The sequence below is a fragment of the Vogesella oryzagri genome (assembly GCF_040148885.1).
GTDB classification, from domain to species: Bacteria; Pseudomonadota; Gammaproteobacteria; order Burkholderiales; family Chromobacteriaceae; genus Vogesella; species Vogesella oryzagri.
The window spans coordinates 105,523-119,374 of record NZ_JBEFLD010000006.1; the positions used below are offsets into that span (position 1 = coordinate 105,523).

Sequence of the window (13,852 nt, forward strand, 5' to 3'; positions counted from 1 at the left end):
CCGCTAGCAAGGGTAATAATGAACGTTGGCCGCAACGCGAGCGTTGCGGCCAACAGATATACAGACCAGCGCCGTGGCAACAAGTTGCGTTGGCGCGGCAATGCGGCGGTTTACTGCTGCTGGCTGTCGATGTCAGCGCGCACCTTGTCCATGTCCAGCTCGCGCACCGCCTGGATCAGCTGCTCGAACTGGCCAGCCATCATCGCGCCGGCCTGGTGGAACACCACGATGCCGTCTTTCAGCGCCATCAGCGTGGGAATGGAACGAATCTGGAAATGCGCGGCCAGCTCGCGCTCGGCCTCGGTATCGATCTTGCCGAACACCAGGTCCGGGTGCTTTTCCGCCGCAGCCTCGAAGATTGGGCCGAACATCTTGCACGGACCACACCAGTCCGCCCAGAAATCCAGCACCAGGATGCCGTCGCCTTCGGCGTAGTCGTTGAAGTTATCGGCGGTGATGTTCACGTAAGACATGCGGTTTCCTTTCTGTACGGCCGGCCATCAGTGGCATGCCTTGCTGTGCTGAACAATTGGCACGCGAGCGGCAAAACGCAAGCCGCGGCGGCGATTAAATTTCACCACCGCCCCGATTGCCGCCCTCTATCGACCAGCCTCAGCCGTGGCGATGGGTGATGCGCCAGCACTGGTGAATCTTCTGGTTGCGGAAGTCCTCCGGCACCGATTGCTTGCTTATGTCGCGCACGTCGTAATCCTGCACCAGCAGCGGGCTCAGTTCGAAGCTGCGCAGGTTGTTGGAGAAGTACAGCACGCCGTGCGGCGCCAACAGGCGCATGGCGCCATCCACCAGCTTGACGTGGTCGCGCTGCACATCCAGCTCGTCCTGCATTTTCTTGCTGTTGGAAAAGCTGGGCGGGTCCATCACGATCAGGTCGAACTGCTTGCCGGCAAAGGCGGCGTCTTCCAGATACTGGAACACGTCGTCGCGGATCAGCTGGTGCTTGTTCAGGTCCAGGCCGTTGAGCTCGAAATTGCGGCGGCTCCACGCCTGGTAGGTGTTGGACAGGTCCACCGTCTCGCTGCTGACCGCGCCGCCGGCGGCGGCATACACGGTAAAGCTGCCGGTGTAGGCAAACAGATTGAGAAAACGCTTGCCGGCGGCCTCGTCGCGCACCCGCTTGCGGGTGTTGCGGTGATCGAGAAACAGGCCGGTATCGAGGTAGGCATCCAGGTTGACCCAGAAGCGCAGCCCCTGCTCCTCCACCACGAAGTCTTCGCCATCGCGGCCGGTCTTCTCGTACTGGCTGTCGCCCTTCTGCCGGCGCCGCGCCTTCAGCGAGATGGCGTCCGGCGCCACCCCGGTGACGGCGCAGATGGCCTGCTGTACCGCGGCCATCCATTCGGCGTACTCGTCGTCGCCGATCTGCCAGCCGGTATCGTATTCCTGCAGATGGACGCGCTCGCCGTACAGGTCGATGATCAGCGGAAACTGCGGCACGTCGCGGTCGTACACGCGCCAGGCGTCCAGCCCGCTGCGGCGCGCCCATTTGGCGTAGTGCTTGTAGTTCTTGGAGAGACGGCCAACAAAGGCGGATACGTCTACCATGTTTTACCTCGGAAATGCGACGCGCCGGAGAGTCTCCGGCGCGTGGTGTATTCGGTTTGCGGCCAACGTTGGCCGCGGGTCGGTATTGCTCAATCCAGCTGCTGAACCTGCTGCTGGTAGTAGTTTACCAGTTTGCGGTACACCGGCTCCGGCACGTAGTGGCGGATCATCTGCTCCCAGCCCTGCGGCCCCATCAGGCCCTTCACCATGGTGGAGGACACCTCGGCGTATTCGCGCGGCGGCAGCAGGAAGATGGTGGTGATATCGGCGTGCAGGTCGGAGTTGATGTAGCGCATGGTGCGCTCGTACTCGTAGTCGCTGGCGGTGCGGATGCCGCGGATGATGTAGTTGGCGTCGATGCTTTGCGCGTAGTTGACCAGAAACTGGTTCTCGAACACCTCCACCTTGAGCTTGGAAAAGCCGCGCGTCACCGCGCGCAGCATGTCCAGCCGCTCGTCCACCGAGAAGCTGCAGCGTTTTTCCGGATTGACGCCGATGGCAACCACCAGCTCGTCGAACAGTTCGACGGCTTCGCGGATCATCCACAGATGCCCGTTGGTTACCGGGTCAAAACTCCCGGCATAGACGGCTCGCTTCAATTGACGCTTTCCTTTGTTGCTATGTGTCATGGCGGAATGTACTTGCGGCTAGAAGGTGGGACAAGGCTTTTTTGCTGCAATGCAGAATAAAAAGCACCGGAGCGGTGCGATTCACCACTCCGGTGCTTGTACTGTAGTGCATGGCGGCCCGGCGAAAACGCGATCAGGTGCGCTATGGAGCAGCCAAGGCGCAACAGGCCGCCACCGCGGATGCACATAAAGTACATAGGCATGTTGCGGCACGTGGCAACGCAGGCTCAGCCGAATCCGCCGCTCACGCTCAGGCGTTGATGCTTTCCGCGTGATGACAGGCCACCTGATGTCCGGCCAGTTCGCGCAGCTGCGGCACTTCCTGGCTGCAACGCTCGGTGGCGAACGGGCAGCGCTTGTGGAAGGCGCAGCCGGTCGGCGGGTTAAGCGGGCTGGGCAGCTCGCCGCTGATCTTGATCTTGGCGCGACGGTCTTCCTCGCGCACCGACGGCGTCGCCGACAGCAGCGCCTTGGTGTACGGGTGCAACGGCTGGCTGTAGATCGCTTCCTTGCTGCCCACTTCCACCGCGCGGCCCAGGTACATCACCATCACGTCGTCAGCAACGTGCTCCACCACCGCCAGGTTGTGCGAGATGAACACATAGGCGGTGTGGAACTCTTCCTGCAGGTCCATGAACAAGTTCAGCACCTGTGCCTGGATCGACACGTCCAGCGCCGAGGTCGGTTCGTCGGCCACCACGATCTGCGGCTGCAACATCATGGCGCGGGCGATGGCGATACGCTGGCGCTGGCCGCCGGAGAACATGTGCGGGTAGCGGTAGTAGTGCTCCGGACGCAGGCCGACGCGCTTCATCATGGCGCGCACTTTTTCCTCGCGTTCCTTCGCGCTCAGCTTGGTGTTGATCAGCAGCGGTTCGCCCAGCTGGTCACCGATCTTCTGCCGCGGGTTGAGCGAGGCGTACGGGTTCTGGAACACCATCTGCACCTTGCTGCGCATGGCCTTGAGCTCGGCCTTGCTGGCCTGGGCGATGTCGACGCCGTCCAGCACCAGCGAGCCGGCCGTCGGTGCTTCGATCAGGGTAAGCTGGCGCGCCAGGGTGGATTTGCCGCAACCGGACTCGCCCACTACAGCCAGGGTCTTGCCGACCTTCAGCTCGAACGATACGCCGTTGAGCGCCTTTACCATCGCCTTCGGCTTCATGAAGCCCTGCGACACCTCGTAGTGACGAGTCAGGTCGCGAGCCTGCAGTACGGTCTGGCTCATTTGGCCTCCTTGTCAAACAGCGGGAAGAAGCAGCGCACGGCGCCGTGTTCATACGGGGTGATGGCCGGGCGTTCGGCACGGCAACGCTCCTGCGCGTACGGGCAGCGCGGCGACAGCAGGCAGCCTTTCGGGCGGTCGTACTGCCCCGGCACGATGCCCGGCAGGGTAGTCAGCCGGCGCGCGCCCTTGCTGTGTTCCGGAATGGAGGCCAGCAAGGCCTCGGTATACGGGTGCACCGGGTGCTGGAACAGGCGCGGCACGGTGCCCTCTTCCACCACCTGGCCGGCGTACATCACCGCCACGCGGTGTGCCACTTCGGCAATTACCGCCAGGTCATGGGTAATCATGAGCAGCGCCATATTGCGCTCTTTCTGCAGGTTAACCAGCAGTTCCATGATCTGCGCCTGGATGGTGACGTCCAGCGCGGTGGTCGGCTCGTCGGCAATCAGCAGCTTGGGGTTGCAGGCCAGCGCCACCGCGATCATCACGCGCTGGCTCATGCCGCCGGACAGCTGGTGCGGGTAGGCTTCCAGCCGGGTCTTGGCGGCAGGGATTTCCACCAGCTCCATCAGCTCCAGCGCGCGCGCCTTCAGCTCGGCGCCGCGCAGCCCCTGATGCACCTTGAGCACTTCCATGATCTGGTAGCCGACGGTGTAGCTGGGGTTGAGCGAGGTCATCGGGTCCTGGAAGATCATGGCGATGTCCTTGCCGACGATCTTGCGGCGCTCCCGCGCGCTGATGGTGAGCAGGTTCTTGCCATCGAATTCCAGCTGGTCGGCCACGATGCGGCCCTGGCCTTCCAGCAGGCCCATCATCGCCATCATGGTGACCGATTTGCCGGAGCCGGATTCGCCGACGATGCCGACGATCTCGCCCTGATTAACGCTGAGGTCCAGGTTTTCCACGGCGCGGAACGGGTTGGCCGCATTGCCGAACTCGACCGACAGATTCTTGATTTGCAACAGACTCATGATTTTCCCTTACGCCGCGCGCTTCATTTTCGGGTCCAGCGCGTCACGCAGGCCGTCACCCATCAGGTTGATCGACAGTACCGCCAGCAGAATGGTCAGGCCCGGCATCAGTACCACCCACCAGGCGCTGGTCATGTAGTCGCGCGCGCCGGACAGCATGGTGCCCCACTCCGGGGTCGGCGGCTGCACGCCCATGCCCAAAAAGCCCAGTGCGGAGATTTCCAGGATGGCAGAGGAGAAACTCATGGTGGCGTGCACGATCAGCGGCGCCATGCAGTTGGGTAGCACGGTGACGAACATCAGGCGCAGCAGCTGGGCACCGGAAACGCGGGCGGCGGTGACGTAGTCGCGGTTCAGCTCGGTGATGGCGGAGGCGCGGGTGAGCCGCACATAGCCCGGCAGGCCCACCACGGCGATAGCGATCATGGCGTTGACCAGCCCCGGGCCGAGGATGGCCATGATGGCAATCGCCAGCAGCAGCGACGGCAGCGCCATCATGATGTCCATCAGCCGCATGATCAGGCTGCCGATCACTTTCGGGAAGAACGCCGCCAGCAGGCCGAGAATCACGCCGGGAATCAGCGACAACAGCACCGATACCAGGCTGATCAGCAGCGACATCTGCGCGCCGTGGAACAGGCGCGCCATGATGTCGCGGCCCAGTTCGTCGGTGCCGAGCAGGAACTGGCTGTTGCCGCCATCGGCCCAGGACGGCGGGGTGAGCAGGTGGTCGCGGAACTGTTCCAGCGGATCATGCGGCGAGATCAGCGACGCAAACAGTGCACAGAACAGCACGATGGACATGAAGATCAGCCCGGCGACGGCGCCCTTGTTCTGCTTGAAGCTCTGCCAGAACTCTTTCAGTGGCGACGGGTAGCCCAGCGCCGGATCATCGTTGGCCGCAACTTGCGGCGAGGTATTCACATTGGCCATGTTGGTTTCCTGCTTACTTGGCGTGACGGATACGCGGGTTGGCGATGCCGTACAGAATGTCGACGATAAAGTTGGTGACAATAACCAGCGTCGCCACGATCAGGATGCCGTTTTGCACCACCGGGTAGTCGCGGCGGCCGATGGCTTCGATCAGCCACTTGCCAGTGCCCGGCCAGGAGAAGATGGTCTCGGTCAGCACTGCGCCGCCCATCAGTGTGCCCACCTGCAGGCCAATCACGGTCAGCACCGGAATCAGCGCATTGCGCAGGGTGTGGATGAAGATGACGCGTGCCGGCGACAGGCCCTTGGCGCGGGCGGTGCGCACGTAGTCTTCACGCAGCACTTCCAGCATCGAGGAGCGGGTCATCCGCGCGATGGTGGCCAGCGGGATGGTGCCCAGCACGATGGTGGGCAGGATCAGGTGCATCACCGCGTCCTTGAAGGCGCCGGCGTTCAGCTCCGGATCGGCGATCTGGGCGCGCCAGGCGTCGATCAGCATGAAGCCGGTGTAGGGCTGCACGTCGTACTGCAGGTCGATACGGCCGGACACCGGGGTCCAGCCCAGGAATACCGAGAAGAACATCACCGCCAGCAGGCCCCACACGAAGATCGGCATGGAGAAGCCGGTGAGCGAGATGCCCATCACGCCGTGGTCGAAGATGGAGCCGCGCTTGATGGCGGCCACCACGCCGGCCAGCAGGCCGAACACGGTGGCGAACACCAGCGCGCACAGTGCCAGTTCCAGCGTGGCCGGGAACAGGGTGGTGAATTCCTTCCACACGCTTTCCTGGGTCTTCAGCGATGCGCCGAGATCACCGTGGAACAGCTTGCCGATGTAGTCGAAGTACTGCACATAAAGCGGCTGGTCGAGACCGAGGCGCTTCATGGCGGCGGCGTGCATCACCGGATCGAGCGAGCGTTCGCCGACCATGACTTCGATCGGGTCACCCGGAATCATGCGGATCAACGCAAAAGTCAGCAGCGTGATGCCGAAGAAGGTTGGGATGAGGACACCCAACCGACGCAGAATGAATGCGAACATGTGAATACGTCTCCCGTGCATACCGCTTGTGGCGACATGACGTGTCCTACCGGATCAGGGAAAGCGCAAGGAAAGCAGGGAGACGGTAAACGTCGGGGGGAGGCGCCGGGCGACTGGTTGCATCTGAACCACCCACCTATACCAGCTGCAAGGCCGCCACGGCAAAACGCACTTTAGCGCTCCCCGGCACTGCCGGCCTTGACCCAGGTCAACGCTACCGCTGCTTGCGACACCGCCGACTTCCCTTTTGCATAACCTGATAGCCAATCAGCAAACAAGGAGGGGCCGATGGCGCCCTCCTTGTCCTTGAGTGCGGGGCAAGCCCCGCGCAACTTCAATACCGCTTATTTAACGCTTACGCCTTCGAAGGCGTAGTCGCCGAACGGGCTGATCTTGAAGCCGTTAACTTCCTTGCGCATCGGCTGGTTCACAGTCGAGTGGGCAATGGTCGACCACGGCAGATCTTTCTTGAAGATTTCCTGTGCCTTCATGTACAGCGCGGTGCGCTCTTTCATATCGGTGCTCTTACGTGCCTTCAGCACCGCAGCGTCGAAATCCTTGCTGCAGTAACGGGCATAGTTGGAGCCACCAACGGCTTCGCAGGTCAGCAGCACGCCCAGGAAGTTGTCCGGGCTGGCGTAGTCGCCGGTCCAGCCGATCAGGCCGGTATCGTGCTCACCGTTCTTCATGCGCTTGAGGTATTCGCCCCATTCGTAGGTGGTGATCTTGGCTTTCACACCGATCTTGGCCCAGTCGGACTGGATCATTTCGGCCATCAGCTTGGCGTTCGGGTTGTACGGACGCTGTACCGGCATCGCCCACAGGGTGATTTCAAAGCCGTTCGGGTAGCCGGCCTTGGCCAGCAGTGCCTTGGCTTTGGCGATATCGGTCGGCTGGTTGCGCAGCTTGCTGTTGTAGGACCACAGCGAAGCCGGGAACGGGTTGGCCGCTTCCTGGCCCTGACCCTGGTATACAGCATCGATGATGGCCTTGCGGTTGATGGCCATGTCCAGTGCCTGACGCACTTCCAGCTTCTTCAGCTGCGGCTTTTCAACGTTGTACGACAGGTAACCGATGTTGAAGCCCGGTGCGGTGGTCACTTTCAGTGCCGGATCAGCCTTCATGGCAGCCAGATCCTGCGGCTTCGGATAGGACATGATGTGGCATTCGCCGGCCTTCATCTTCTGCGCACGCACCGAAGCATCGGTGGTGATGGCGAAGATCAGGTTGTCGACTTTAACCGCACCCTTGCGCCAGTAGTCTTTGTTGGCCTTGTAACGGATCTGCGCATCTTTCTGATAGCGCACGAACACGAACGGACCGGTACCGATCGGCTGCTGGTTGATCAGGGAGGCCTTGCCTTCCTTCATCAGCTTGTCGCCGTATTCTGCGGACTGCACCGAAGCGAACGGCATGGCGATCTTGGCCAGCAGGTCGGCATCCGGATCTTTCAGGATGAACTTGACGGTGTTGGCGTCAACTTTTTCCACTTTCACGATGTTGGCGTCAAGGCCGGTATCGGAAGCGTACGGATATTCAACCGGGTAAGCCTTGTTGAACGGGTAGTTCTTGTCGACCATGCGGCTGAAGGTGAACACCACGTCATCGGCGTTGAACTCACGGCTCGGCTTGAAGTAGTCGGTGGTGTGGAACTTCACGCCCTTGCGCAGCTTGAAGGTGTATTCCTTGCCGTCTGCCGATACGGTCCAGGACTCGGCCAGACCCGGGATGGTCTTGGTGGAGCCTTTTTCGAATTCCACCAGACGGTTGAACATGGCATGGCCAGCGGCGTCAAAAGTAGTACCACCAGTGTACTGCGCGGAGTCAAAGCCTTCCGGGCTGGCTTCAGAGCAGTAAATCAGGGTACCCGCGGCATGGGCGGCGGTAGCTGCAACGGTCAGACCGGCAGCAAACAGCAGGTGCTTGGCTACTTGCATGTTTCTCAATTCCCTATTTCTATTTTGAAGAAGTGATGCCTGGCATTGCCACGACAACAATGCAAAAGGCGTACCGGATTGTTGTTAGCCCCGGACAAATGCATTATGCGACGCCATCAGATAACCACAAGTCGTTATCTGCCATTTCACGTCACGCCATGCGCTTATCGCAGTGCAATATGTTGTTTTGGGTCGCGTACCGGCGGTTTTTCATCCCCGGCCTTTCCCCTGCATGGGGCTACGCTCCGGTTACACCCAGTCGGACACCTTCCAGGGCCGATGGCGGGCGAGTATTTCACAAGCCACGCTATCACATCCACTAACTAAAATTGATGTTCTATGTGATTTTGTTATAGGCTGGCGCCATCGTGTTTCTTGCGGCCAACCTGGCTGTCCGCCAAATAAAAATGATTCGTTTTCGACAGATCGAAGCATTTCGCTGCCTGATGAGCTGCGGCACCACGGTGGCCGCGGCGCGGCGCATGCACATCACCCAGCCCGCCATCAGCCGCCTGATCAGCGATCTGGAGGACGACCTGGGCTTTCGCCTGTTCAACCGCACCAAGGGCCGCATGGAGCCCACCACCGCCGCCATCCGTTTCCAGCGCGCGGTGGAAGAAAACTTTCTGGGGCTGGAACGCCTGCGCCAGGCTGCCGACACCATCCGCGCCGAAGAGAACGAAGGGCTGGCGATTGCCTGCATGCCTGTTCTTTCGACCAGCCTGCTGCCGCTGATCCTGAAGGAATTCTTCAAGCTGCGCCCGGACGTGCCGGTGAAAATCGACACCGTCGGCAATGCCGAAGTCATGGTAAAGCTGCAGGACTTGAAGGTGGATGTCGCCATCAGCCTGAGCATTCCGGCCATTGCTGGCCTTGAAGTCGAGCCGCTGCTGGAAGCGGACGCACTGTGTGCGCTACCGGCAGATCACCCCTTGGCCGCACGCGCGGTGATTACGCCGCAGGACTTGGCCAACGAAACGGTGATCGGCTGGATGCCCAACTATCCGCTGAGCCAGAATCAGGAAGAGAAATACTTCGGCCACGCCGGCGCCTACCCCAAGTACACCATCCGCACCCATACCTCGCATACCCGCTACGCCATGGTGGCACACGGGTTTGGTGTCTCCATCGTGGAGCCGTTCGCCTCCGAGCTGTGGTCGCACCAGGGCGTGGTCACCCGCCCGTTCGTCACCGAGTCGCGGCACAGCTATGTACTGGCCTACCCGTCCAGCGGCAGCCGCTCTGCGATCCTGCAAGACTTCCGCCGTGCCACCCTGCGCGTGGTCAACGACAAGAACCTGCTGCCGTGGGCGATTCCGCTGACCCAGGAATAAGCGCCGCACCAACATCGAGGGTGCCCTTCCGGCTGCCAACAAACTCCGTTGCCTGAACGCAACCGGACCCGGCAACGCCGGGCTGATCCAGTTAAGCCGTTGCATCGGCAGCCTTCCTGCTTACAAAACAAAGCCCTTCCGCGTTGCGAAAGGGCTTTGTCAACACGTTCAAGGGCGCCCTTGATGTTGGCCGCAAGCTGCTCAGTGCTTGCGCACAATCACGCTGCCGACCGAGTAGCCGGCGCCGAACGACGACAGCACGCCGATATCGCCACTGGCCAGGTCGGCGTGATGCAGATGGAAGGCAATCACCGAGCCGGCGGAGCTGGTATTGGCGTAGCGGTCCAGGATCACCGGCGCCTCGGCGGCATCGGCATCGCGCCCCAGCACGCGGCGGGCAATCAGCTGGTTCATGCTCAGGTTGGCCTGATGCAGCCAGAAGCGCTTCACGCCGGCCGGCTGGATGCCCTTGCTGTCCAGGTGCGCCACGATGTGCTCGCCCACCATCGGACACACCTCTTTAAATACCTTGCGCCCCTGCTGCACGAACAGCTTGTCGCTGGTGCCGATACCGCTTTCATCGCAACGGTTGAGGAAACCGAAGTTGTTGCGGATGTTGTTGGAAAACACCGTGGCCAGCTTGCAACCCAGCAGCTCGAACACGTTGGCCGCAGTGGCACTGTCGGCACGCTCCAGCACCACCGCGGTGCAGGCATCGCCGAAAATGAAATGGCTATCGCGGTCGCGGAAGTTCAGGTGTGCCGAACAGATCTCCGGGTTTACCAGCAGCACTGCACGCGCCTGCCCGCTGGCAATGGCGTTGGCCGCCGTCTGGATGCCGAAGGTGGCCGACGAGCACGCCACGTTCATGTCGAAGGCGAAACCATTGATGCCCAGCGCCTGCTGCACCTCGATCGACAGCGCCGGATACGGCCGCGGCATATTCGAGCAGGCGGCAATCACCATGTCGATATCGGCACCGGTCTTGCCGGCGGCGGCCAGCGCATCGCGCGCGGCGGCGACCGCCATCTCGGCCGGCACCGACAACGCGTCGTTGTCACGCTCCGGCAGGTATGGGGCCATGCGCTGCGGGTCCAGCACGCCGCTGGCATCCATCAGGTAGCGCTGCTTGATGCCGGAGGCTTTTTCGATGAACTCGGCGCTGGACAGCTGCAAGGCTTCGATTTCGCCACCGGCGATGGCTGCGGCGTGCTGCTGGTTGAAGTCGTTCACATAGGCGTTGAATGCCGTCACCAGCGCCTCGTTGCTGACGGCATTGGGCGGGGTAAACAGGCCGCTGCCGCTAATCACCACATCGTGCATGGTTGTTTCCTTCGTTCTGTCGGGCAGCAAGGCCCACGATCAATCAAACAATTGTTTGCCGAATGATACACCATGCCACCACTGCGCCAGCAGCCCGGCGGCACTCAATGGAAAAAACGCTGCCAAGCTCGCGAAATTACAGGTAAAATCCTTGCTCCGCAGCAAACCCGGCACAACCTGCCCCGGCTCCGTCACCCGGACTACGCCAAGCGCAGGATAACCCTCCCCGCCGGCAGTCATTATCCTTGCCGCTGTCAGTATTGAACTCCCCGCGCACAATAGTTGACTAAATTACTCGGAATTAGGATAATCCGGTCAACCACTCTGGGAGCCTACACCATGCGCCTCACCACCAAAGGACGCTTTGCCGTCACCGCCATGCTGGATCTCGCGCTGCGCGAATCCGGCGGCCCGGTAACGCTGGCCGGGATCAGCGAGCGACAGGGCATCTCCCTGTCCTACCTGGAACAGCTGTTCGGCAAACTGCGCCGCGCGCAGCTGGTTGAAAGCGTGCGCGGTCCTGGCGGCGGCTACACCCTGGCCCGTACCGTGGCCGAAATCTCGGTCGCCGACATTATTGTCGCCGTGGACGAACCGGTGGACGCTACCCAGTGTGGCGGTCGCGAGAACTGCCACGATAATCACCGCTGCATGACCCATGACCTGTGGACCAGCCTTAACGCCACCATCTTCGACTACCTGTCCAAGATCAGCCTGGCCAGCCTGGTAGACAACCAGAAGGCAAAAGACACCAGCGTCGTACAAGATCAACGCACCCTGCGCCGCACAGCCGCCTGTAGCGACGCCATCGCCGGCAGCAACGCTGCCTGACGCGACTACGTGGAGACCCGTAATGAGCGAGCTTAAGCACCCGATCTACCTTGACTACTCCGCCACCACCCCGGTTGATCCGCGCGTGGCCGAAGTGATGATCCCGTACCTGACCGAACAGTTCGGCAACCCGGCTTCGCGCAGCCACAGCTACGGCTGGGTCGCGGAAGAAGCGGTGGAAAACGCCCGTGCCGACGTGGCCCAGCTGGTGAACTGCGATCCGAAAGAGATCGTGTGGACCTCCGGTGCCACCGAGTCCAACAACCTGGCCCTGAAAGGCGCCGCCCAGTTCTACAAGAGCAAGGGCAAGCACCTGATCACCCAGCGCACCGAGCACAAGGCGGTACTGGACACCATGCGCGAGCTGGAGCGCCAGGGCTTCGAGGTGACCTACCTCGACGTGCAGGAAAACGGTCTGGTGAGTCTGGCCGATTTCGAAGCCGCGCTGCGCCCGGACACCATCCTGGCGTCCATCATGTTCGTCAACAACGAGATCGGCGTGATCCAGCCGATCGCCGCGCTGGGCGAACTGTGCCGCGCCCGCGGCGTGCTGTTCCACGTGGATGCCGCCCAGGCCACCGGCAAGGTGGAGATCGATCTGGACAAGCTCAAGGTCGACCTGATGAGCTTCTCCGCACACAAGACCTACGGCCCGAAAGGCATCGGCGCGCTGTACATCCGCCGCAAGCCGCGCGTGCGCCTGGAAGCGCAGATGCACGGTGGCGGCCACGAGCGCGGTTTCCGCTCCGGCACCCTGGCTACGCACCAGATCGCAGGCATGGGCGCCGCCTTCCGCATCGCCCGTGAAGAAATGGCCAGCGAAAACGCCCGCATCGGCGCGCTGCGCGACCGCCTGTGGGCCGGTCTGCAGAACATCGAAGAGGTGTACCTCAACGGCGACATCGAACAGCGCGTACCGCACAACCTGAACGTGAGCTTCAACTTCGTCGAAGGCGAAAGCCTGATCATGGCGATCAAGGAGCTGGCGGTATCCTCCGGTTCCGCCTGTACCTCCGCCTCGCTGGAGCCGTCCTACGTGCTGCGCGCCCTCGGCCGCAACGACGAACTGGCGCACAGCTCGATCCGCTTCTCCATCGGCCGCTTCACCACCGAAGCCGACATCGACTACACCGTGCAGCTGCTGCAGCAGAAGATCGGCAAGCTGCGCGAACTGTCGCCGCTGTGGGAGATGTTTCAGGAAGGCATCGACCTCAACACCATCGAGTGGGCCGCCCACTAAACCGTTTTGATGATGCGGCCAACGTTACAAGGTTGGCCGCACGCAGGAGAAGATCATGGCATACAGCGACAAGTTGATGGACCACTACGAAAACCCCCGCAACGTGGGCGCTTTCGACAAGGGTGACGAATCGGTTGGTACCGGCATGGTCGGCGCACCGGCCTGTGGCGACGTGATGAAGCTGCAGATCAAGGTGAACGAAGCCGGCGTGATCGAAGACGCCAAGTTCAAGACCTACGGCTGTGGCTCCGCCATTGCCTCCAGCTCGCTGGTCACCGAATGGGTGAAAGGCAAATCGCTGGACGAGGCGCTGGCGATCAAGAACACCGAGATCGCGGAAGAACTGGCATTGCCGCCGGTGAAGATTCACTGCTCGATCCTGGCCGAAGACGCGATCAAGGCCGCCGTCGCCGATTACAAGCAAAAGCACGTGAAATGATCCCGGGCGGGCCACCAGCCCGCCGGTAGCAGAAGGCAGAAGCATTATGGCAATCACGCTTACCGAACGCGCAGCAACCCACGTCAGCAACTTTATCGCCAAGCGCGGCAAAGGCCTGGGTATCCGCCTGGGGGTGAAAACCTCCGGTTGCTCCGGCATGGCCTACAAGCTGGAATTCGTCGATGTCGCCAGCGACGACGACGTGACCTTCCAGAGCCACGGCGTCACCGTGTTCACCGACGCCAAGAGCCTGGCCTATCTGGACGGCACCGAGCTGGACTACGCCAAGGAAGGCCTGAACGAAGGCTTCCAGTTCAACAACCCGAACGTGAAGAACGAGTGCGGTTGCGGCGAAAGCTTCAACGTCTAAGCCCTCACCCGACTA

The 13,852-nt window shown here is 61.7% G+C and carries 14 protein-coding genes; 5 read left to right on the plus strand and 9 right to left on the minus strand.

Going from position 1 to position 13,852, the window contains the following annotated elements:
• Positions 1–110: 110 nt before the first annotated feature.
• The 8 genes from trxA to ABNW52_RS12515 form a co-directional block, all read right to left on the minus strand.
• Positions 111–473: a thioredoxin gene (gene trxA / locus ABNW52_RS12480; RefSeq protein WP_349588287.1), complete on the minus strand. Its 363-nt coding sequence runs from the start codon at positions 471–473 to the stop codon at positions 111–113.
• A 139-nt stretch (positions 474–612) separates the two neighbouring features.
• Positions 613–1,563, minus strand: a complete 951-nt coding sequence (locus ABNW52_RS12485) for a class I SAM-dependent methyltransferase (RefSeq protein ID WP_349588289.1) — start codon at positions 1,561–1,563, stop codon at positions 613–615.
• Positions 1,564–1,652: 89 nt separating this feature from the next.
• A complete protein-coding gene (coaD, locus tag ABNW52_RS12490) occupies positions 1,653–2,192 on the minus strand; it encodes a pantetheine-phosphate adenylyltransferase (protein WP_174873313.1) in 540 nt (179 codons plus the stop codon).
• Between the two features lie 250 nt (positions 2,193–2,442).
• Positions 2,443–3,417, minus strand: coding sequence for a peptide ABC transporter ATP-binding protein (locus ABNW52_RS12495; RefSeq protein ID WP_349588293.1), 975 nt, complete (start codon positions 3,415–3,417; stop codon positions 2,443–2,445).
• Positions 3,414–4,388: an ABC transporter ATP-binding protein gene (locus ABNW52_RS12500; RefSeq protein WP_349588295.1), complete on the minus strand. Its 975-nt coding sequence runs from the start codon at positions 4,386–4,388 to the stop codon at positions 3,414–3,416. Before ABNW52_RS12500 ends, ABNW52_RS12495 begins: the two co-directional genes overlap by 4 nt.
• A gap of 9 nt (positions 4,389–4,397) precedes the next feature.
• Positions 4,398–5,321 carry an ABC transporter permease subunit gene (locus ABNW52_RS12505; RefSeq protein ID WP_349588296.1) on the minus strand — a complete coding sequence of 308 codons (924 nt, stop codon included), beginning with the start codon at positions 5,319–5,321 and terminating at the stop codon, positions 4,398–4,400.
• A 13-nt stretch (positions 5,322–5,334) separates the two neighbouring features.
• Positions 5,335–6,363: an ABC transporter permease subunit gene (locus tag ABNW52_RS12510; RefSeq protein WP_349588299.1), complete on the minus strand. Its 1,029-nt coding sequence runs from the start codon at positions 6,361–6,363 to the stop codon at positions 5,335–5,337.
• Positions 6,364–6,707: 344 nt separating this feature from the next.
• Positions 6,708–8,300 carry an ABC transporter substrate-binding protein gene (locus tag ABNW52_RS12515; protein ID WP_349588303.1) on the minus strand — a complete coding sequence of 531 codons (1,593 nt, stop codon included), beginning with the start codon at positions 8,298–8,300 and terminating at the stop codon, positions 6,708–6,710.
• Positions 8,301–8,707: 407 nt separating this feature from the next.
• Between ABNW52_RS12515 and ABNW52_RS12520 the strand changes: the two genes are divergently transcribed.
• Entirely contained in the window at positions 8,708–9,634 is a 927-nt protein-coding gene (locus ABNW52_RS12520; RefSeq protein ID WP_349588306.1) for a LysR substrate-binding domain-containing protein, read from the plus strand.
• Between the two features lie 201 nt (positions 9,635–9,835).
• Here the strand turns inward: ABNW52_RS12520 and ABNW52_RS12525 are convergent, their stop codons facing one another.
• Entirely contained in the window at positions 9,836–10,957 is a 1,122-nt protein-coding gene (locus ABNW52_RS12525; RefSeq protein WP_349588308.1) for a beta-ketoacyl-ACP synthase III, read from the minus strand.
• A gap of 339 nt (positions 10,958–11,296) precedes the next feature.
• Here ABNW52_RS12525 and iscR point away from each other — a divergent pair, with 339 nt between their 5' ends.
• Genes iscR through iscA form a run of 4 tightly spaced genes read left to right on the plus strand, consistent with a single transcriptional unit; the run spans position 11,297 to position 13,837 of the window.
• Entirely contained in the window at positions 11,297–11,788 is a 492-nt protein-coding gene (gene iscR, locus ABNW52_RS12530) for a Fe-S cluster assembly transcriptional regulator IscR (protein ID WP_349588310.1), read from the plus strand.
• A gap of 22 nt (positions 11,789–11,810) precedes the next feature.
• Positions 11,811–13,028: an IscS subfamily cysteine desulfurase gene (locus ABNW52_RS12535; RefSeq protein ID WP_349588312.1), complete on the plus strand. Its 1,218-nt coding sequence runs from the start codon at positions 11,811–11,813 to the stop codon at positions 13,026–13,028.
• 55 nt (positions 13,029–13,083) lie between these two features.
• Complete coding sequence (iscU, locus tag ABNW52_RS12540; protein WP_349588314.1) at positions 13,084–13,467, plus strand: Fe-S cluster assembly scaffold IscU; 384 nt, start codon at positions 13,084–13,086, stop codon at positions 13,465–13,467.
• Between the two features lie 46 nt (positions 13,468–13,513).
• Positions 13,514–13,837 (plus strand): iron-sulfur cluster assembly protein IscA, encoded by a 324-nt coding sequence (gene iscA, locus ABNW52_RS12545; protein ID WP_349588316.1) that lies wholly within the window; start codon positions 13,514–13,516, stop codon positions 13,835–13,837.
• The last annotated feature ends 15 nt before the right edge of the window (positions 13,838–13,852 follow it).

Coding starts and splice junctions, on each gene's coding strand:
- ABNW52_RS12505 (WP_349588296.1), bottom strand. CDS start 5,321: ATGGCCAATGTGAATACCTCGCCGCAAGTTGCGGCCAACGATGATCCG.
- ABNW52_RS12485 (WP_349588289.1), bottom strand. CDS start 1,563: ATGGTAGACGTATCCGCCTTTGTTGGCCGTCTCTCCAAGAACTACAAG.
- iscR (WP_349588310.1), top strand. CDS start 11,297: ATGCGCCTCACCACCAAAGGACGCTTTGCCGTCACCGCCATGCTGGAT.
- ABNW52_RS12515 (WP_349588303.1), bottom strand. CDS start 8,300: ATGCAAGTAGCCAAGCACCTGCTGTTTGCTGCCGGTCTGACCGTTGCA.
- trxA (WP_349588287.1), bottom strand. CDS start 473: ATGTCTTACGTGAACATCACCGCCGATAACTTCAACGACTACGCCGAA.
- ABNW52_RS12500 (WP_349588295.1), bottom strand. CDS start 4,388: ATGAGTCTGTTGCAAATCAAGAATCTGTCGGTCGAGTTCGGCAATGCG.
- iscA (WP_349588316.1), top strand. CDS start 13,514: ATGGCAATCACGCTTACCGAACGCGCAGCAACCCACGTCAGCAACTTT.
- iscU (WP_349588314.1), top strand. CDS start 13,084: ATGGCATACAGCGACAAGTTGATGGACCACTACGAAAACCCCCGCAAC.
- coaD (WP_174873313.1), bottom strand. CDS start 2,192: ATGACACATAGCAACAAAGGAAAGCGTCAATTGAAGCGAGCCGTCTAT.
- ABNW52_RS12525 (WP_349588308.1), bottom strand. CDS start 10,957: ATGCACGATGTGGTGATTAGCGGCAGCGGCCTGTTTACCCCGCCCAAT.
- ABNW52_RS12495 (WP_349588293.1), bottom strand. CDS start 3,417: ATGAGCCAGACCGTACTGCAGGCTCGCGACCTGACTCGTCACTACGAG.
- ABNW52_RS12520 (WP_349588306.1), top strand. CDS start 8,708: ATGATTCGTTTTCGACAGATCGAAGCATTTCGCTGCCTGATGAGCTGC.
- ABNW52_RS12510 (WP_349588299.1), bottom strand. CDS start 6,363: ATGTTCGCATTCATTCTGCGTCGGTTGGGTGTCCTCATCCCAACCTTC.
- ABNW52_RS12535 (WP_349588312.1), top strand. CDS start 11,811: ATGAGCGAGCTTAAGCACCCGATCTACCTTGACTACTCCGCCACCACC.